This window comes from Nocardia sp. NPDC052112 (assembly GCF_040680135.1).
Taxonomy (GTDB): domain Bacteria; phylum Actinomycetota; class Actinomycetes; order Mycobacteriales; family Mycobacteriaceae; genus Nocardia.
Map to the genome: position 1 here is coordinate 68,440 of NZ_JBFAWD010000033.1, position 17,585 is coordinate 86,024.

A 17,585-nucleotide genomic window follows, 5' to 3' on the forward strand; every position below is an offset into this window, starting at 1 on the left:
CTAGGCGCGATGGGCGAGCAGGTGTTCCATGATGAGGCGGGTAAGGGCTTCGGGGGCTTCTTCGGGGATCCAGTGCGAGACGTCCTCGAGCATCTCGAAGCGGTAGGGGGCGTTGACATGGCCTGCGGTCGCCAAGGCGGCAGTGGAGCCGATGGTGGTGTCTTCGGTGCCCCAGACGTAACAGGTCGGAACGGTGATGGCGGCGGTCGGACCGGCGAGTGGGAACGCTCGATACCAGTTGAGGGCCGCGGTGAGGGCATCGGGTCGGGTGAGGCGGTGGATGTAGTCGTCGATGCGCTCTTCGGGAATCTTCCAGTCGAAGATCTTGCGGAGGGCAGCGGCATCATCGGCGAGGAGGGCGCGCTCGGGGGTGCGGGGCTGGCGGAAGTAGGTGAAGTGTCGGGCGCGCTGGGCCTGGTCCTCGTCCTCGGTCATGGCCTGTGCGAACGCGGCAGGGTGCGGCTGCGATACCGCGGTCATGGTTCGAATTCGGGCCGGGTGGTCGGCCGCTACGGCCCAGGCGACGTGCGCGCCCAAATCGTGCCCGACGAGATCGAAACGCTGCCAACCCAATTGGTCGGCGATGGCGATGACATCGGCGACCAACTCCTCGACGCGATAGTCGGCGACCCGGTCGGGGCGCACCGCTGACGAATAACCGCGCTGATCGGGTGCGATGACATGGCAGCCGCCACCGCCGAGGGCGGTCATCTGGAACTCCCAAGCGATGGCCGACTCCGGGAAGCCGTGCAACAGCACGACTTCACGACCACCCGGTTCGCCGCTGGTCAGGGCGTCGAAGGTGCCGGATTCGGTCGGGATCTTGGTTGCCTCGAGCACGGCCTCGACTCTAGAGGCAGCCACCGACCAAACGCCGAACGCGGTATCGGCAAGGGCGACGGCAGCCGGCGGGGTGGGTAAGTACAGCCGATGCCGCGTTTCGCGGAGTTGGTCGATTGGCGCCAATATTCAGCGGGCCTTGCGGATGCCGAGGTACTGCAGGGCCGCGAAACCGCCGACGGTGGCGGCCTGCATGACCGTCCAGATCGAGCCGACCGGATTCAGCTCGAGTGCGCCCTCGACGAGGGCGGCCAGACTGACCACGACCCAGGCGGCATTACCGGCGGCGACCACGGCGGCGGCCTTGGCATTGATGGTCTTGGCCATGCCGACCAGGGCGACACCGATCCCGTAGAGGGTCAAGAAGATTCCGACCGGCATGCCGATCTTGCTGTCCAGTCCGAGCAGTGATTCCAGCGGACCCGAAAGTGCCAGGTAGGCAAGGCCGTTGACGGTGGTGATGACCGCGTCCAGCCGCAGCGAGGTGCGCAGCAGGTTCTGGCCGGGGCGAGCAGGGTGGACAGGTAGGTGGGGGCGGTGGTCGTCATGACTGGCATTTCCTTCTGGGGTAACGATTTTGGATGACTGGGGGCCGCCGCCACCGGAGCACGGTGGCTGCGGCAGGGCGGGTCAGGCGGCAGCCGGAACCTTGTCGAGGAAGCCGTAGACGTTGGCGATGCGCCCGTCCTCGACGACCGCGACATCGAAGCCGATCACGACGGCGGGTGCGCCGGCGGGCCCGAGCTCCCAGGTGAAGCGCACCTGGTCGTGGTGGGCATCGACCGGTCCGGCGAGGGTGAACACCCAACCCGGGAACTGGGCCTGGACACCGGCGATGGCCGCATCCAGTTGATCGTGTCCGGCGACCGCGGCCAGCGGGTCGATGTAGCTGGCATCGGGGGTGAACACGGCCTCGATGCCGGCCTTGCGGGCAGCGGCGTCGGTGGTGTTCCAGACTTCCAGGTACTGCGCGACGAGCTCGTTCATGATGGCCTCCTAGGCTTCTGATCTGCGGTTTCGCTGTCGTTCTTGCTGACAGGAACTACGTTATGGGCAGACCTAGGGGTACCGAATCAGTCATCTATCAGTACTTTTCGCCGACCTATACGTATGCGGTCCGATCGGCATTGTCGCGTCGAGACGCCGCGCACCGCGGCCGCGCCTCACAGGTTCAACAGCATCTCGAATTCCGGCCGTGGATCGTCAGGCGCGACCACCCCGTGCACCCCGGTCCGCACGAACCCGTGCCGCAGATACAACCGCTCGGCCGCCGCGTTGCCCTCGGCGACCTCCAGCCACACCTTGCGATGCCCGGCATCGACCGCCCAGTCGATGACCGACCGCACCAGACGATCGGAAATCCCGGTTCCCCTCGACCTTCCGGCAACCCACATCGAAATCAGGTGCGCCCCAGGTCGTTCGGGATCATCGTGTCCGGCAGCGGTCCCCACGTCGATGCCGTCGACACTCGCCACGAACTGCGCGCGCTGTGCCAGTAGGTCCGACCAATCCTGATCGGACCTACTCCGCGCCTGCTCCAGCGTCGCCCCGAAGGCCGCCGGCGCATCGGCGAGGGCACGCAGTCGAACGTTTCGAAATGCCGCCCAGTCCTCGGGCGTCAGCAGGCGCACATGAACCCGCGAAGGGTAACTCCCCATCCCGCCATCTCTACCCGTATCGGCAACCCGGGGCGAGTAATTTTCGGGTCGGCGGTGACGTCAGTGCTCGTCGTAGTGGCCGTTGTGGGCCGCGTGGTGGTGGCCGTCGTGCAGGTAGTCGACGTGGTCGCCGTGTTGGACGGCTTCATGGCCGCAACCGGGGCCATGGGTGTGGTCGTGGCCCGCGTGTTCGGTGTGGGCGGCGGGTTCGCATTCGTCCCAGTGGCCGTTGTGTTCGCGGTGCAGGTGGCCGTCGTGGGCGTAGTCGGTGTGGTCACCGTGCGGGACCTCGGTGTGGCCGCAGCCGGGGCCATGGGTGTGCTGGTGTTCGGTGTGCTCGTGATGCGCTGTGGTCATCGGACCTCCTCGTTTCCCATTGCCGGACGTATGGCGCCGAGCGCGACGACACATTAACAGGTGCGCATCTATCGAGTTTACTAGCAGTGTGCTGCAGGTCACAGAACCTGGGAGAGGAACCGCTGCAGCCGCGGCGTCTGCGGGTTGTCGAACAGGGCGTCGGGTGTACCGGTTTCGACCACCTGACCAGCATCCATGAACAGCACGCTGTCGGAGACGCTGCGCGCGAAACCCATTTCGTGGGTCACCACGATCATCGACATCCCCTGGGTAGCCAGATCGGCCATCAGCGCGAGAATGCCCTTCACCAACTCCGGATCCAGCGCCGAGGTGGCCTCGTCGAAGAACATGATCTCCGGCTGCATGGCGAGCGCGCGGGCGATCGCCACCCGCTGCTGCTGCCCACCGGACAGATTCGCCGGCCGCGAATCGGCCTTATCGGCCAGGCCGACCACCTCGAGCTGCTCGACGGCCAGCGCGCGGGCCGCATCCTTGGACAGTCCGCGCAGCTTGCGCGGCCCGAGCGCCACATTCTCCGCGACCGTTTTGTGCGGGAACAGATTGAAGTGCTGGAACACCATGCCGATGCGCTGGCGCAGCCTGTCGGGATCCTCGGTGAGCACCGACTTGCCATCCAGCAGCACATCACCATCGTCCGGTTCGTGCAGGCGGTTCAGCACGCGCAGCAGCGTCGACTTGCCGGAGCCGGACGGCCCGATGACGGTGGTGGTCTTACCCGCATCGACATGGATATCGACACCGCGCAGCACATGGTTGTGGCCCAGCGTCAGATGCAGACCGGTTCCGGTGAGAGAAGCACTCACTATCCGCGCCCTTCCGTGATCGTGGCCGCCTCGACCTGGTCGATGGGCTGGTCGGGTCGGCCGGTGCGCATCCGATGGTCGATGTAGTTCACCAGGTGCGTGAGCGGGATGGTCAGCAGCAGGTAGACCAGACCGGCGGCGACCAGTGGGGAGAGATTTCCGGTCTGCGCGTTGAGGTCTCGCCCGACCGCGAACAGTTCGCGCTGGGTCGCGAGCAGTCCGAGGAAGTAGATCAGCGACGAATCCTTGATCAGCGCGATGAATTGGTTCATCAGCGCGGGCAGCACCCGGCGCACGCCCTGTGGAATCACCACCAGCGTCATGGCCTGGCGGTATCCGAAGCCGATGGCACGCGCGGCCTCCAGCTGCCCCGCCTCCACGGATTGGATGCCGGAGCGGAAGATCTCGCCGATATAGGCCGAGGCCAGCAAAGCCAGCGCGATCGCACCGAGCCAATACGGATTGTTGCCGGTGATATTGCGCACGACGGGACCGATGCCGAGGCCGATGATCAGGATGATCACCACCGCGGGCAGGCCGCGGAAGATATCGGTGTAGACCCGGGCGGGCCAACGCAGCCAGCGCGTCCGGGAAATACCCGCGACCGCGAGCAGCATGCCGAGGATAGTGCCGAGAACACCCGAAACCAGCGCCAGAATAAGGGTATTCGGCAAACCGGTCTCGAACAGATCGGGAAACGCCTTGCGGTACAGCGACCAGTCGAAGAACGTCTCCCGCAACTGCTGCACCGTCGATTTCGGCGCGCTCTGCCCGCTGTCGGTGGTCTTCTTCTCGGCGGCGATGACGGCGAAGTCCGGAAGTTGCGGTGCAGGTGCGGCTTTCGAGCCGGGCTTCCACCCTGGCGGCAACTGCCTCGGCACCCAGTCGGCGTAGAGCCTCGCGTAGGTGCCATCGGCTATCACGGCGTCGAGACCGCTGTTGAGCGCGTCGATCAGCGGCTGGTTGTTCTTGGCGACCGCATAGCCGACGAAATTGTCCAGACTGAAGGTGTTCTGGATGATCGTGGTGCCGTCCCCCGACTTCACCTGCCCCTCGGCCTGCGCCGACGGTGCGACCCAGGCATCGACCTGACCGGACTTCAGATTCGCGTACGCGGTGGCGTAGTCCGGAAACTTCACCGGATCCAGATGCAGCTGGTTGACCACGTAATCGTCCTGCACCGTGCCCTGCACGACCGCGATCCGGGTACCCCGCCCCAGCTCCGAAAAGCCCTTGATGGCACTGCCATTCGGGACAACGAGCGAGAAGTAGCCGAAGTCGTAACCATTGGTGAATCCGACGCGTTCGCGCCGCTCCGCGGTGGTGGTGATATTCGACGAACCGACATCGAACCGACCACCGGAGACCTGCGAGAGCAACGGTGCGAATTCGGTGCCCGAGAACTCCACCTGGAGACCGAGTTTCGCACCGATCGCCCGCAGCAGCTCATTGTCGAAGCCGGTGAACGTGCCCGCCGAGTTCAGGCAGATGCTCGGCGGTGCATCCGAGAGTGTGCCGACGGTGAGCTTGCCCGGCGTGATGAGCCGCAGCTTGCCGGTATCGATCGCCGACACCGGCAGCGTGCTCGCGGTGGTGTACTTGTCCGCACCCGCCGAGGCCGCCGAGCCCAGGCTCGTCGGTGCGGCCGAGGCCGCGCTCAATCCGGGCGGCGTGCATTGATTTCGATCGGACGAATTGTCGCCGGAACCGCAGGCCGTGGCGGCGAGGCCGACGGCGAGCAGGAGCACGGCGATCAACGCACGAGACCGCACAGCGGGCAGACCAGCCATGAATAGCAACCCTAGCGGCCGATAGGTCGCTAATCCGCAGCTACCCCGCGGGGTGCGTAGTGGGCCACACCTCGCTGTCCGGGCGTCCGGCCGCCGGGCGTGCGCGGATGCGGCGACACGGCCCTATCCCGGAGTTCGGATCACGGTGATTCGAACCCGACCAGGATCAGGCCAGCCCGCGGACCGGCTCCGGATTGACTTCATCACGCCAACGGACTGCCCGCTCGACCTCGCTCAGGTCGAATTCGGGACCGCTCACACCGATGGTGAACAGACTCACCCCGGCCTCGACGAACGTCGACGCCCGCTCCGCACCCGGCCATTGCACCGAACGCTCGATCTTCGCCTGATCGGTGCCGACATCCGCGCAGTGGTCGGTGAGCACCTTGTTCTTGTGCGCGATCGCGTCCAGGTCGGCGAAGGTGTGCCAGATATCGGCATACTCCGCGACCAGCCGCAGCGTCTTCTTCTCGCCACCGCCGCCGATCAGGATCGGGATATCACGGGTGGGCTGTGGATTCAGCTTCTTCAGCCGGGCGGCGAGCAGAGCCATATTCGCCTTCAGTAGCGCGAGTCGGCTTCCCGCCGTGCCGAATTCGTAGCCGTACGCGTCGTAGTCCCGCTGGAACCACCCGGCGCCGATGCCGAGAATGAGTCGGCCGGCGCTGATGTGGTCCACCGTGCGCGCCATATCGGCGAGCAGGTCGGGATTGCGGTAACCGCCGCCGGTGACCAGCGCGCCGATCTCGATCCGCTCGGTCTGCTCGGCCCAGGCGCCGAGCATGGTCCAGCATTCGAAATGCGCACCGTTGGGGTCGCCGGTCAGCGGATAGAAGTGATCCCAGTTGAAGGCGATATCGACGCCCGCGTCCTCCGCGCGCAGTACGGCGTCGCGCAGGAGTCCGTAGTCGGAGGCGTGCTGGGGCTGTAGCTGTACACCGATTCGAACCGGTCGCGTCATGAGCCTGCTCCTCGTCGCTCGATCTGGTTCCCCGATCGAGGCTACCGGCGCGATCGCTCTTCGGGATTCGTTGCGCGAACTCGAGCACATCGCGTGCCCGCCATCGCTGCTGCTTCGCACGGGAGATCTACCGCCATCAACCGCTGGTTTGCGTTATCACCGGCAATATCCGGCAATGGACCCTTATGGGCTCGGTGCTTGCCCGACCGCGCTCGGCACGGTCCGACAACTACGGGCTGCGCCGATCCGGCATCCATTCCAGCATGCGCGCGAACTCGAGCACTTCGAGCACGAATCGAGCAGATCCAGTAGTATCGCCGGTCAACCCTTACTCGGATCGTCCGGCACGTTCCTGCCGGTGATGGGATGTGATTTGGCATGGCCACCGTGACCTTCGATAGTGCGACCCGGCTCTACCCCGGCTCGTCCAAGCCCGCCGTCGACAAGCTGAATCTGGAGATCGCCGACGGGGAATTCCTCGTTCTGGTCGGTCCGTCCGGCTGCGGTAAGTCGACCTCGCTGCGAATGCTCGCCGGACTCGAGGATGTCGACGACGGGCGCATTCTGATCGGCGACAACGACGTCACGCATGCCGAACCCAAGGAACGCGATATCGCCATGGTGTTCCAGAACTATGCGCTCTACCCGCATATGACGGTCGCGGAGAATATGGGCTTCGCACTCAAACTCGCCAAGGTCGCCAAGGCGGAGAAGGAGCGGCGGGTGCTGGAGGCGGCCGAACTGCTCGACCTCGAGCCGTATCTGGACCGCAAGCCGAAGGCGCTGTCCGGCGGTCAGCGTCAGCGTGTCGCGATGGGCCGGGCGATCGTGCGCCAGCCGCAGGTATTCCTGATGGACGAGCCACTGTCGAATCTGGACGCCAAGCTGCGGGTGCAGACCCGCACGCAGATCGCCCAGTTGCAGCGTCGTCTCGGCACCACCACCGTGTACGTCACGCACGATCAGGTCGAGGCGATGACCATGGGCGATCGGGTCGCGGTGCTCAAGGACGGGTTGCTGCAGCAGTGCGCGACACCGCGCGATCTGTACCGGGATCCGGCGAATGTCTTCGTCGCCGGATTCATGGGTTCGCCCGCGATGAATCTGTTCACCCTGCCGGTCGCCGACGGTGCGGTGGAACTCGGCGGTGCCACCCTGCCGGTGCCGCGGTCGGTCGCGGATGGCGCCGAGGGTTCGGTGGTGGTCGGCGTTCGGCCCGAGCACCTGGAGATCGGTGCGGCGCCGGACAAGTCGGGCATCCAGATGGAAGTCGATGTCGTGGAGGAGCTGGGCTCGGACGCCTACATCTACGGCCGCACGATTGCCGAGGGCGCGACGAACGGCGCGGGCGAATCCATTGTGGCGCGGGCGGACTGGCGCAACCCGCCGGAGAAGGGCACCCGGGTGCCGCTGTCGGTCATACCGGAACACACCTACTTCTTCTCCGCCGTCGACGGTCGTCGCCTGTCCTGAGACCGGTGCCCGGTACCGATTTCGCTGAGCGCCGAATATAGGGCGCCGCACAACCGCTGTTCGTAAACTCGACGGGCGGAAGACGACCGGCGCGAGGAGCGGTAATGAAGATAGCGGTGCTCGGTACCGGGCAGGTGGGACGCAGGCTCGCGAGCAAGCTGGTCGAACTCGGGCATGCGGTGACGCTCGGCTCGCGCACCGCAGATAATGCGGCGGCGACCGAATGGGCGAGCGAAACCGGTGGCGCCCATGGCACTTTCGCCGATGCCGCGGCCGATGCCGAACTGGTGATCAATGCGACGTCCGGCACCGCGTCGCTGGCGGCGCTCAGTGCGGCGGGTGCGGCGAATCTGAGCGGGAAGGTCATTGTGGACGTGTCGAACGCACTGGATTTCTCCGCCGGATTCCCACCGAAACTGGCCACCCCCGAGGCGGGCAGCGTCGCCGAGCAGATCCAGCAGGCCTTCCCGGACGCGCGCGTGGTGAAAACCCTCAACACCATGAACAATCAGCTCATGGTCGACCCGTCCCGAATTCCGGGTCGGCACAATGTCTTTCTCAGCGGCGATGACGAGTCGGCCAAATCCGATGTCGCCGACCTGCTCAAATCCTTCGGCTGGATCGACGCGCAGATCATCGACCTCGGCGGCGTCGTAACCGCCCGCAGCACCGAACCTCTTGTCCTGCTGTGGGTTCACCTCTACAACAAGTTCGGCACCGAGGACATCAACTACGCCGTGGTCACCGGTTGAGCCGACCCGCGCGGGTCAGCGGCACGACACCAGCCGGGTCAGCGGTACGACACCAACGCAAGTCAGCGCTACAGCGCCAGCGCGGCACTGTGGATAGGGCACCAACGCGGGTCAGTGCTGCGACATCGGCGCGGGTCGGCGCTGCAGGCCGATCGGCCGAGGCAAACGGTCGGGCGACTTCGGCACAATCACTTCGCCGACCGGGCACGTACAAAGTCGGGGTTGAGCTTGACCCCGAGTTCTTCCAAATCGATCTCACGTCCCTTTTCGCTGCGGACCTGGACCCGAACCGGCGCGCCACTCGACTCCTCGACCAGCAGTAGCGGCGCGGGCCCCGACTGCAGGTAGGTATCGCCCCATTGCATCAGAGCGAGCACTGCGGGCAGCAGGTCGCGGCCCATATCCGTGAGCACGTACTCGTGTCGAGTGCGCTTGCCCGCTTCCTGGTACGGCCGTTTGGTGAGTAGACCCGCCTCGGTGAGCCGACGGAGCTGGCCGGAGGCCGCCGCGTCGGTAATGCCGACGCGCGCCGCGAAGCCGTCGAAGCGGGTGGTGCCGTAGTAGGCCTCGCGCAGGATCAGGATCGCCGAGCGGGTTCCGATGAGGTCCATCGCCTTCGCGATCGAGCATTCCGTGGGTTTCCACGCGCTCAGATCGGCCAACGGTCCTTCCATCACGGCTGCCATGACGAACATCATAGCGTCAGCTGACTTGAGTCGGATATATCCAGACGTTAATCTGACTATAAGCCACTAGAGCCAGGCGGAGAAGCTCGGCTCGCGGTTCGAAAGGAACCACCATGAGAGACGCGGTGATTGTCGAAGCGGTACGCACGCCGATCGGCAAGGGGAAGCCGAACGGGGCATTGCACAACGTCAACGCGGTGGACCTGCTCGCGCACAGCCTGCGCGCGGTCGTCGACCGCAGCGGCATCGATCCGGTACTCATCGACGATGTGATCGGCGGCATAGTCACCCAGATCGGCGAACAGGGTGCCAATATGACGCGGCGCGCGGCACTGGCCGCGGGCTATCCGGAATCGGTACCGGCGACCACGGTCGATCGCCAGTGCGGCAGCAGCCAGCAGGCCATCCACTTCGCCGCACAGGGCGTGATCGCCGGTGCGTACGACATCGTGGTCGCGGCGGGTGTCGAGTCCATGGGACGAATTCCCATGGGCGCAAACATGATCGGATCCGAAGATTTCTCCGGTGTCGGCTTCGCCGAGCGTTATCCCGAAGGGCTGGTGTCCCAGGGCATCAGCGCCGAACTCATCGCGGCCCGCTGGGGGCTGACCCGCAACCAGCTCGACGAATTCGCCCTGGGCAGCCACGAGAAGGCGGCGCTGGCAACGAAGAACGGCTCGTTCGCCGGTCAGCTCGCGCCCATCGCCGGACTGGAAACCGATGAGGGCATCCGGGTCGGCAGCACCCTGGAAACCCTCGGCAAACTGCGTCCCGCCTACTACGACGCGGCCATGGCCGCGCGCTTCCCGGAAATCGGCTGGCAGATCACGGCCGCGACCGCGAGCCAGGTCAGCGACGGCAGCGCCGCGGTGCTGATCATGACCAGCGAACGCGCCACGGAACTCGGGCTGAAGCCGCTGGCCCGGCTGCACAGCTTCGCGGTGGCCGGTGACGATCCGCTGCTCATGCTGACCGCCGTCATCCCGGCGACGCAAAAGGTATTGCAGCGCGCCGGGCTGCAGCTCTCCGATATCGATCTGGTCGAGATCAATGAGGCGTTCTCGCCGGTGGTGCTGGCCTGGGCGCACGATACCGGTGCGGATATGTCGCGGGTGAATGTGAACGGCGGCGCCATCGCCATCGGTCATCCGCTCGGCGCTTCCGGCGCGCGTCTGATGACCACGCTGGTGCACGCCATGCAGGAGCGCGGTGCCCGCTACGGTCTGCAAACCATGTGTGAGGCAGGCGGTTTGGCCAACGCCACTATTATCGAACGGCTCTGAGTCCAGCCGGTGCCGCGGTACCGATCCGGGATCGGTACCGCGGCACTCAGATCGAAACCAGCACCACCGCAATCAGAAAGCCGAGCAACCACGACTCGGCGATCAATGGCACCGCCACCAATGGCGTCCATGCGATTCGGCGTCGATCGCGGATCTTCTCGACCACCATGATGCCGACCGCGACTGCCGAAAGCGCAATCCCGACCCACGCAACGCAATACGCGACCGGCAGATAGCGCACACCCCCATCGGGATCCGCGTCACGCCCGAGAAATTCGTACAACGGCACGAAAGCGGCCACCAGCCAGCCGAACCCGACCGCGAACACCGACCCGAGCACCACCCGGACCCCGTTCGCCAGCCGCAGCTTCCACCGAGTCGACCCCACACCCCCAGCATGACCGGTCGATCGTGCTCGCACATCCCGGTGCGCTCTGCTCGGGCGCGACACGCACGCGCAACGACGACCCCTCACTGACGCTCCACGCACCGCACCGCACCGCACCGCACCGCACCGCACCGCACCGCACCGCACCGCACCGCACCGCACCGCACCGCACCGCACCGGCGCAGCCTCGCACGCGCACCCGGCCCAACTCCGCGGACGGCCGATCCGTCAATCCGATGGCCCGCCGGCCACACCCGACGCCCAACGGGAGCTGGTGGCACGGTCCAACTCGGTGCGCCAACGAATTCGTCGACCCCGGCGGACTTGCCAGCGGCGGCAGGCGTACCGGGCGGCGGCGACAGCTGGCTCGCTAGGCTGCAGGGTGATGACCGAAACCTTCGTCTACGCCATTCCGATGCGGACTCGGTTCCGCGGCATCACGGTGCGCGAGGGGATGCTGATCAGGGGCCCGCTCGGCTGGGGGGAGTTCTGCCCGTTTCCCGAGTACGAGGATCGGGAGGCCGCCGGCTGGCTGGCGACCGCGATGGAGCAGGTGACGGTGGGGTGGCCGGAGCCGGTGCGTGAATTGATTCCGATCAATTGCACCGTGCCCGCTGTCGATCCGGCGCGGGCACATGCGATCGTGACCGGGTCCGGATGCCGCACCGCGAAGGTGAAGATTGCCGATCACCCCGATTCGCTGGGCGAGGATTTGGCCCGGGTCGAGGCGGTCCGGGATGCGCTGGGGGCGAACGGATCGGTACGCGTCGATGCCAATGCGGTCTGGGATGTCGAAACCGCCGTCGCCCACATCAAGCAGATCGACCGTGCCGCAGGCGGTTTGGAGTACGTCGAGCAACCGTGCCGCACCATCGAGGAGCTGGCCGCGGTGCGCCGCCGTGTCGATGTCCGAATCGCCGCCGACGAATCCATCCGCCGCGCCGAGGATCCCCTGCGCGTCGCAGTGGCCGGTGCCGCAGATATCGCGGTACTCAAATGCACCCCTTTGGGCGGTGTCCGCCGTGCGCTCCAGGTCGCCGCGGCCGCGGGACTGCCGTGCGTGGTCTCCTCCGCGCTGGAAACCAGCGTCGGCATGGCCGCCCAACTCGCCCTAGCCGGTGCCATCCCGGAGCTCGAATTCGCCTGCGGCCTCGGCACTTTGTCCCTCTTCGAGGGCGACCTCGTACCCGAATCACTGCGCCCGGTCGACGGCTTCATGCCGGTCCCGAAAACTCCGCCCACACCCGACCCGACCCTCCTGGAGCACTACCGCCACCCCGACCCAGCACGAACCCGCTGGTGGGAAGACCGCCTGACCCGAGTCCGCGCCCTGCCCCCACCGCGGTGACCGCCACGCGGGAGCAGTCCGCAACAGCGGACAGTGAACTCTCCGCCGGTGCCGAACGGCATGTCGACCCACCAGTAGCGGCCCAGCACACCGACGCGGTGTACTTCGCCCACGGACCCAGCGCATGAATTCGGCGGCACCGGATATCAGACCCCAGCCGGGCACGGAAGTTTCCTAAGCTGCTGTTTTGCTGCCCGAACAACCCGCTACCGGCATACAGCAACAGACATGGCCCGACCTGGCGACGCAACGGCCTCAGCGCAAACGGACGCCACAGCCCAGCATGCTGGAGCGCAGGACCAGCCCGGCTTCCGGGCCGATAATGCCGTCGACAAGTTCCAGGTAGCGGCCACAGAATTCGGGGCCGTGGGGAGCCACCGACGCGGCGGCGGGCTCGAGGTGGTGGGCCAGTTCGTGCAGAATTACCAGTTCGCGCAGGGCCCATGCGGTAGCGCCGGTGTGCAGGGGGACGGCAAGTACCGCGTCCGCGGCCTCATAGTGGGCGGCGGCGGTTCCGGCGCGGGAGCGGACTCGGACGGGAGTCGCGGCGCGGTCCCATTGTGCCCGAACCCAATTGAGGTTCAGGACCTTATCGGTGTAGGTCTGCACAGATTCGACCGAGGCGAAGCGGCGCTCGATCGGCAACGTGAGGTGTGAACCATAGAGCTCCACCGTGCGATTACCGTTCTCATCGGCACGATCGAAAACCCTCCGTACCAGCTGCTCGGCGTCATACACCTTGGCGCGCTGGCTATCTCGTGCACTCACGGTACCCAGCGCGTCGGCTCGAACGCGGCGATTCGGACGGGGTGCCACCCGAGAACTCCGATCGGTTCATCCCGCGGGACCTTCACGTCGACCCACCGCCCGACAATTGTTCACGCGCGGCACCGAGTTCGGGCGAAGTCCCCAACCGCGCGGCACGCCCCGCCCGATCCCCCGCACGCCGGGCCGCAGCAGAATGTCCGGCCGACGCCTGCGGACCGCGCCACGTACCGCGGGCATCGGAGGTCCGCTGGTAGAAGTCGGTGAGCTCGATTTCCTTATTGCGCAGGGCCAATGCCGTACTCGTCGCAACGGTTTCCGGCACCACCTCGGCCTCCACCTCCGCCTTGACCTCGGCCAGGCGACGGCCGATCCGCGCGGCGAATGCCATCTGAAAGTTCAGCCGCGCGGTAACTGCCGCAACCGGCGCCTGCACGTGTCGCTGCACCTTTCGGCCCCAACGTTTCTCCGTAACGATCTTTTCGACGGTGGCCGAACGATATTGTCCGGATTTGATGTACTGATCCGACGCACGCACCATCTGCACCAGCAGACTTGCGTAGAGGGCCGCGCAAGTATCGATATCGGAATCGAAACCATACGCGTAGACCTGCGTCGACGTGCGCGCAACATCGCAGCGCACATCATTGGCGGCCGCGATCGCCACGAACAACTGCACGTAGGTGCGCAACCCCTTCTTGCCGGGTTCGCCGATCGGAATCATCCGCTGTACCGGCGTCGGCCTGCGCTCACGTCCGGCGATATGCGCGCGGGCAACCGCGAGGTCGATCGAGGACCTGGTCGCCAACCGCTGGGCCGCGGCCAGAAACGCCTCGGCCTCGTGTTCGTTATCGGTCGATTCGGCTTGGCGCAGCAACCCACCGATCCGGGTGAGCATCCGGTCGGGAACCGCATTCGGCGAAGTCATCGACGCCAGCCTAACGAGCGGCTGTGACATCGCGGCGGTGACGTCGGACGCGGCCGCGGCGAACCCCTGTTACGGGCACAATCGCTGCGTCACATATAACAACCATGTATCTTGCCTTGTGCACCTGCCGGGTGTGCTGCTGCTCACGTCTCGATCTTGGAGTGTTCGCGATGGCTTTGAAAAAGGTGACGTCTCTACGTTCGTCGCTCGTACCACGAGCGGCGTTGGCAGCCGCCTCCGTTGCGCTGCTCACGGCGACGTTCACCAGTGCCTGCTCCAGCGATAACAGTGGCAATCCATCCAGCCAGAACCTCACCGGTCGCGGCCCGATCACCTATGTCGAGGGCAAGGACACCACCGAAACCGGCGCGGTCAAACAGCTGATCGAACGCTGGAACGCCTCGCACCCGGATGAGCAGGTCACCTTCAAAGAACAGTCCAACGACGCCTCACAGCAGTACGACGACCTCGTCGAGCACATGCGCTCCAAGCAGTCCACCTATGACGTGGTCGCCCTGGACGTGCCGTGGACCGCGGAATTCGCCGCGAAGGGTTGGATCCAGCCGCTGAAGGACACCTTCTCCATCGACACCTCGGCACTGCTGTCTCCGACGGTCGCCAGCGCCACCTATAACAACACCCTCTACGCCGCACCACGAAACACCAACGGCGGCTTGCTGTTCTACCGCAAGGATCTGGTGCCGAATCCGCCCAAGACGTGGAGCGAGATGCTGGCGCAGTGCCCGATCGCCAAGCAGAACAACATGGGCTGCTACGCGGGCCAGCTGGCGCCGTACGAAGGTCTGACGGTGAACGCAGCCGAGGCCATCAACGCCTACGGCGGCACCTTTGTCGGCGCGGACGGCAAGACCCCGACCGTGAACACCCCGCAGGCGCGCGCCGGGCTCAAAGTGCTCGTCGATGCCTACCGCAACGGCGACATCCCGAAGGAAGCCATCACCTTCAAGGAGCCCGAGAGCGCCAACGCCTTCAACACCGGCAAGCTGCTCTTCATGCGCAACTGGCCCTCCACCTTCGGTGACGCTGGTGCGGAATCCTCCTCGGTCAAGGACAAATTCGGCGTCGCGCCGCTGCCCGGCGAAAACGGCGTCGGCGCCTCGACCCTGGGTGGCTACAACGCGGCCATCAGCGCGTTCTCCAAGAACAAGGCCACCGCGCTGGACTTCCTGCGCTACCTGATCAGCGAGGACGCCCAGCACATCGTCGCGGCCGGTGCGCTGCCCTCGGTGCGCGCGTCGATGTACGACGATCCAGCGCTGATCGCGAAGATGCCGTACCTGCCCGCGCTGAAGGATTCGATCGCCAACGCGGTGCCGCGACCTGTCACCCCGTTCTACCCGGCGGTGTCGAAGGCCATCCAGGACAACGCTTATGCTGCGTTGAACGGAACCAAGTCCGTCGACGACGCGATCAACGGTATGCAAAAGGGCATCGAGACAGCCGGATCGTAGCGAGTACAAGAGCGGACCCGACCACCCCGTAGGAGAGAGAAACGGTGTCGGATCCTTCGGGAACGGCCACTCGCGTGCCGAGCGACGGCGATCAGCCGACGCAGCGCGGATTCGGTGGCACCTTGGCGTTGGAGTTGCGGCGTTCCGGTAAGGCGTGGCTATTCGTCACGCCCGTGCTGATCACCCTTGCGGTGGTGGTCGGCTATCCGGTCTTCCGCGCGTTGTACATGTCGTTCCAGAAGGATCCTGGACTCGATCCGTCGACCGGCATGTTCGTCGAGGGTGGCAGCGCGGGCTTCTCGAACTACACGCACTGGCTGCTGCAGCAGTGCCAGGCGGGCGGCGAGACGGTGTCCTGCCCGACCGGCAATCTGGGCTCACAGTTCTGGCTGGCCATCGGCGTGACGCTGTTCTTCACGGTGATCACGGTGACGCTGGAGGCCACCCTCGGCCTCGGCATGGCCATGGTCATGGGCAAGACCTTCAAGGGCCGGGCCCTGCTGCGCGCGGCGGTGCTGGTGCCGTGGGCGATTCCGACCGCGGTCACGGCCCGGCTGTGGGAGTTCATGTTCCAGTACGACGGCGTGGTGAACCGGGTCTTCGGCACCCACATCCTGTGGACTTCGGAGGCTTGGCCCGCGCGGTTCGCGGTCATCGCCGCCGATGTCTGGAAGACCACACCGTTCATGGCATTGCTGCTGCTGGCCGGTCTGCAGGTGATTCCGGCCGATGTGTACGAGGCCGCCAAGGTCGACGGCGCCTCCGCCTGGCAGCGCTTCACCCAGATCACATTGCCGCTGCTCAAGCCGGCGCTGCTGGTCGCGGTGCTGTTCCGCACCATGGACGGACTGCGCCTGTACGACCTGCCCGCGATCATGACGCTCGGCAACCCGTCCACCCGCCCGATTTCGGCGCTGGTGGTCGAACAGGTCCGCCAGGGTCCCAATAGCGCGGCGGCACTGTCGACGATCACCTTCCTGCTGATCTTCGCGGTGGCGTTCCTACTGGTAAAGGTCTTGGGCGCCAATGCCGTCCGGACCCAGGAAGAACAGCGGGAGGCGCACTGATGACCACCGTGACCCCCAAAAAGCCCACGGCACAGGCGCCTTTGACCAAACGCCTCGGTTCGGTGCGGCTGTATCTGGGCGCGCTGATCGTGCTGGTGTGGGGTCTGGCCCCGTTCTACTGGATGGCCGTCACCGCATTCCGCGATCCGGACTACACCTTCGACAACACCCCGTGGCCCACCCATGTCACCCTGGAGAACTTCCGCAACGCCTTCGACACCAGCCGCGGCAACGACTTCGGCAAAGCGCTGCTCAACAGCGTCATCATCGGCGCGGTGACCACGGTGGTCGCGCTGGTACTCGGTGTGCTGGCCGCCTACGCGCTGGCGCGGCTGACCTTCAAGGGCAAGTACCTGGTCTCCGGGCTCATCCTGTCCGCGTCGATGTTCCCGGTGGTCGTGCTGGTCACCCCGCTGTTCCAGCTGTTCACCAACCTCGGCTGGATCGGCGAATACCAGGCGATGATCATTCCGAACATCTCGTTCGTGCTGCCGATGACCGTCTACATCCTGGCCTCGTTTTTCGCCGAGCTGCCGTGGGAACTCGAGGAGGCCGCGCGCATCGACGGCGCGACCAAGATGCAGGCATTCCGGCTGGTCATGCTGCCGCTGGCCGCGCCGGCGGTATTCACCACCGCGATCCTGGCATTCATCGCCTCGGTTAACGAATATCTGCTGGCCCGGCTGCTCTCCAGCGATAAGACCGAACCGGTGACCGTCGCGATCGCGCGCTTCTCCGGTAACAACCCGCTCGTCCAGCCCTACGCCGCGATCATGGCCGCGGGCACGATGGTCACGATTCCGCTGGTCATCATGGTGCTGCTGTTCCAGCGCCGCATCATCTCCGGTCTCACCGCGGGTGGTGTGAAGAGCTAGGCTGTGTTGGTTTTGCCGCGCCTGCGGCGCGGCGGGTTCGCGGCCCCCTTGTGTCTCGCGTCCGAGCCGTCGAGACTCGCGCCTGCGGCGCATGCGCTTCGACGACTCGGGCGCGAGT

General features: G+C 65.8%; 19 protein-coding genes. 7 read left to right on the forward strand and 12 right to left on the reverse strand.

Annotated features, from left to right (window positions below):
* The 8 genes from AB0L58_RS38290 to AB0L58_RS38325 form a co-directional block, all read right to left on the reverse strand.
* A complete protein-coding gene (locus AB0L58_RS38290) occupies positions 1-840 on the reverse strand; it encodes an alpha/beta hydrolase (protein ID WP_364395278.1) in 840 nt (279 codons plus the stop codon).
* 129 nt (positions 841-969) lie between these two features.
* Positions 970-1,221 carry a hypothetical protein gene (locus AB0L58_RS38295; RefSeq protein ID WP_364395280.1) on the reverse strand — a complete coding sequence of 84 codons (252 nt, stop codon included), beginning with the start codon at positions 1,219-1,221 and terminating at the stop codon, positions 970-972.
* 249 nt (positions 1,222-1,470) lie between these two features.
* Positions 1,471-1,827 (reverse strand): nuclear transport factor 2 family protein, encoded by a 357-nt coding sequence (locus AB0L58_RS38300; protein ID WP_364395282.1) that lies wholly within the window; start codon positions 1,825-1,827, stop codon positions 1,471-1,473.
* A 176-nt stretch (positions 1,828-2,003) separates the two neighbouring features.
* Positions 2,004-2,498 carry a GNAT family N-acetyltransferase gene (locus AB0L58_RS38305; RefSeq protein WP_364395284.1) on the reverse strand — a complete coding sequence of 165 codons (495 nt, stop codon included), beginning with the start codon at positions 2,496-2,498 and terminating at the stop codon, positions 2,004-2,006.
* 60 nt (positions 2,499-2,558) lie between these two features.
* The gene (locus AB0L58_RS38310; protein WP_364395286.1) at positions 2,559-2,855 is read right to left on the reverse strand and encodes a hypothetical protein; all 297 of its coding nucleotides are present in this window, start codon (positions 2,853-2,855) and stop codon (positions 2,559-2,561) included.
* 98 nt (positions 2,856-2,953) lie between these two features.
* A complete protein-coding gene (locus tag AB0L58_RS38315; protein WP_364395288.1) occupies positions 2,954-3,679 on the reverse strand; it encodes an amino acid ABC transporter ATP-binding protein in 726 nt (241 codons plus the stop codon).
* On the reverse strand, positions 3,679-5,469 hold the full coding sequence (locus AB0L58_RS38320) for an ABC transporter substrate-binding protein/permease (RefSeq protein ID WP_364395290.1): 1,791 nt from the start codon (positions 5,467-5,469) through the stop codon (positions 3,679-3,681). Before AB0L58_RS38320 ends, AB0L58_RS38315 begins: the two co-directional genes overlap by 1 nt.
* Positions 5,470-5,635: 166 nt before the next feature.
* Positions 5,636-6,430, reverse strand: coding sequence for an LLM class F420-dependent oxidoreductase (locus AB0L58_RS38325; RefSeq protein ID WP_364395292.1), 795 nt, complete (start codon positions 6,428-6,430; stop codon positions 5,636-5,638).
* Positions 6,431-6,808: 378 nt separating this feature from the next.
* Here AB0L58_RS38325 and ugpC point away from each other — a divergent pair, with 378 nt between their 5' ends.
* Together ugpC and AB0L58_RS38335 are read left to right on the forward strand one after the other, a co-directional pair.
* Positions 6,809-7,903 (forward strand): sn-glycerol-3-phosphate ABC transporter ATP-binding protein UgpC, encoded by a 1,095-nt coding sequence (ugpC, locus tag AB0L58_RS38330; RefSeq protein WP_364395294.1) that lies wholly within the window; start codon positions 6,809-6,811, stop codon positions 7,901-7,903.
* A 104-nt stretch (positions 7,904-8,007) separates the two neighbouring features.
* Positions 8,008-8,655, forward strand: a complete 648-nt coding sequence (locus AB0L58_RS38335) for an NAD(P)-binding domain-containing protein (RefSeq protein WP_364395296.1) — start codon at positions 8,008-8,010, stop codon at positions 8,653-8,655.
* A 188-nt stretch (positions 8,656-8,843) separates the two neighbouring features.
* Here the strand turns inward: AB0L58_RS38335 and AB0L58_RS38340 are convergent, their stop codons facing one another.
* Positions 8,844-9,353 (reverse strand): helix-turn-helix domain-containing protein, encoded by a 510-nt coding sequence (locus AB0L58_RS38340; RefSeq protein ID WP_364395298.1) that lies wholly within the window; start codon positions 9,351-9,353, stop codon positions 8,844-8,846.
* Positions 9,354-9,454: 101 nt separating this feature from the next.
* Here AB0L58_RS38340 and AB0L58_RS38345 point away from each other — a divergent pair, with 101 nt between their 5' ends.
* On the forward strand, positions 9,455-10,624 hold the full coding sequence (locus AB0L58_RS38345) for an acetyl-CoA C-acyltransferase (protein WP_364395300.1): 1,170 nt from the start codon (positions 9,455-9,457) through the stop codon (positions 10,622-10,624).
* A 46-nt stretch (positions 10,625-10,670) separates the two neighbouring features.
* Here the strand turns inward: AB0L58_RS38345 and AB0L58_RS38350 are convergent, their stop codons facing one another.
* A complete protein-coding gene (locus tag AB0L58_RS38350) occupies positions 10,671-11,012 on the reverse strand; it encodes a hypothetical protein (protein ID WP_364395302.1) in 342 nt (113 codons plus the stop codon).
* A gap of 385 nt (positions 11,013-11,397) precedes the next feature.
* Between AB0L58_RS38350 and AB0L58_RS38355 the strand changes: the two genes are divergently transcribed.
* Positions 11,398-12,360, forward strand: a complete 963-nt coding sequence (locus AB0L58_RS38355) for an o-succinylbenzoate synthase (protein WP_364395304.1) — start codon at positions 11,398-11,400, stop codon at positions 12,358-12,360.
* 255 nt (positions 12,361-12,615) lie between these two features.
* Here the strand turns inward: AB0L58_RS38355 and AB0L58_RS38360 are convergent, their stop codons facing one another.
* Both AB0L58_RS38360 and AB0L58_RS38365 read right to left on the reverse strand, forming a co-directional pair.
* Positions 12,616-13,128, reverse strand: coding sequence for a TIGR04338 family metallohydrolase (locus AB0L58_RS38360; RefSeq protein WP_364395306.1), 513 nt, complete (start codon positions 13,126-13,128; stop codon positions 12,616-12,618).
* An 82-nt stretch (positions 13,129-13,210) separates the two neighbouring features.
* Entirely contained in the window at positions 13,211-14,053 is an 843-nt protein-coding gene (locus tag AB0L58_RS38365) for a DUF2786 domain-containing protein (protein ID WP_364395308.1), read from the reverse strand.
* Between the two features lie 170 nt (positions 14,054-14,223).
* Between AB0L58_RS38365 and AB0L58_RS38370 the strand changes: the two genes are divergently transcribed.
* The 3 genes from AB0L58_RS38370 to AB0L58_RS38380 all read left to right on the forward strand — a co-directional run bounded on the left by AB0L58_RS38370 (position 14,224) and on the right by AB0L58_RS38380 (position 17,467).
* Positions 14,224-15,525, forward strand: coding sequence for an ABC transporter substrate-binding protein (locus tag AB0L58_RS38370; RefSeq protein ID WP_364395310.1), 1,302 nt, complete (start codon positions 14,224-14,226; stop codon positions 15,523-15,525).
* 122 nt (positions 15,526-15,647) lie between these two features.
* Positions 15,648-16,592: a sugar ABC transporter permease gene (locus tag AB0L58_RS38375; protein WP_364395325.1), complete on the forward strand. Its 945-nt coding sequence runs from the start codon at positions 15,648-15,650 to the stop codon at positions 16,590-16,592.
* Positions 16,592-17,467 carry a carbohydrate ABC transporter permease gene (locus AB0L58_RS38380; RefSeq protein WP_364395312.1) on the forward strand — a complete coding sequence of 292 codons (876 nt, stop codon included), beginning with the start codon at positions 16,592-16,594 and terminating at the stop codon, positions 17,465-17,467. Before AB0L58_RS38375 ends, AB0L58_RS38380 begins: the two co-directional genes overlap by 1 nt.
* The last annotated feature ends 118 nt before the right edge of the window (positions 17,468-17,585 follow it).

Coding starts and splice junctions, on each gene's coding strand:
- AB0L58_RS38295 (WP_364395280.1), bottom strand. CDS start 1,221: ATGCCGGTCGGAATCTTCTTGACCCTCTACGGGATCGGTGTCGCCCTG.
- AB0L58_RS38300 (WP_364395282.1), bottom strand. CDS start 1,827: ATGAACGAGCTCGTCGCGCAGTACCTGGAAGTCTGGAACACCACCGAC.
- AB0L58_RS38305 (WP_364395284.1), bottom strand. CDS start 2,498: ATGGGGAGTTACCCTTCGCGGGTTCATGTGCGCCTGCTGACGCCCGAG.
- AB0L58_RS38310 (WP_364395286.1), bottom strand. CDS start 2,855: ATGACCACAGCGCATCACGAGCACACCGAACACCAGCACACCCATGGC.
- AB0L58_RS38320 (WP_364395290.1), bottom strand. CDS start 5,469: ATGGCTGGTCTGCCCGCTGTGCGGTCTCGTGCGTTGATCGCCGTGCTC.
- AB0L58_RS38325 (WP_364395292.1), bottom strand. CDS start 6,430: ATGACGCGACCGGTTCGAATCGGTGTACAGCTACAGCCCCAGCACGCC.
- ugpC (WP_364395294.1), top strand. CDS start 6,809: ATGGCCACCGTGACCTTCGATAGTGCGACCCGGCTCTACCCCGGCTCG.
- AB0L58_RS38335 (WP_364395296.1), top strand. CDS start 8,008: ATGAAGATAGCGGTGCTCGGTACCGGGCAGGTGGGACGCAGGCTCGCG.
- AB0L58_RS38340 (WP_364395298.1), bottom strand. CDS start 9,353: ATGATGTTCGTCATGGCAGCCGTGATGGAAGGACCGTTGGCCGATCTG.
- AB0L58_RS38345 (WP_364395300.1), top strand. CDS start 9,455: ATGAGAGACGCGGTGATTGTCGAAGCGGTACGCACGCCGATCGGCAAG.
- AB0L58_RS38355 (WP_364395304.1), top strand. CDS start 11,398: ATGACCGAAACCTTCGTCTACGCCATTCCGATGCGGACTCGGTTCCGC.
- AB0L58_RS38365 (WP_364395308.1), bottom strand. CDS start 14,053: ATGACTTCGCCGAATGCGGTTCCCGACCGGATGCTCACCCGGATCGGT.
- AB0L58_RS38370 (WP_364395310.1), top strand. CDS start 14,224: ATGGCTTTGAAAAAGGTGACGTCTCTACGTTCGTCGCTCGTACCACGA.
- AB0L58_RS38380 (WP_364395312.1), top strand. CDS start 16,592: ATGACCACCGTGACCCCCAAAAAGCCCACGGCACAGGCGCCTTTGACC.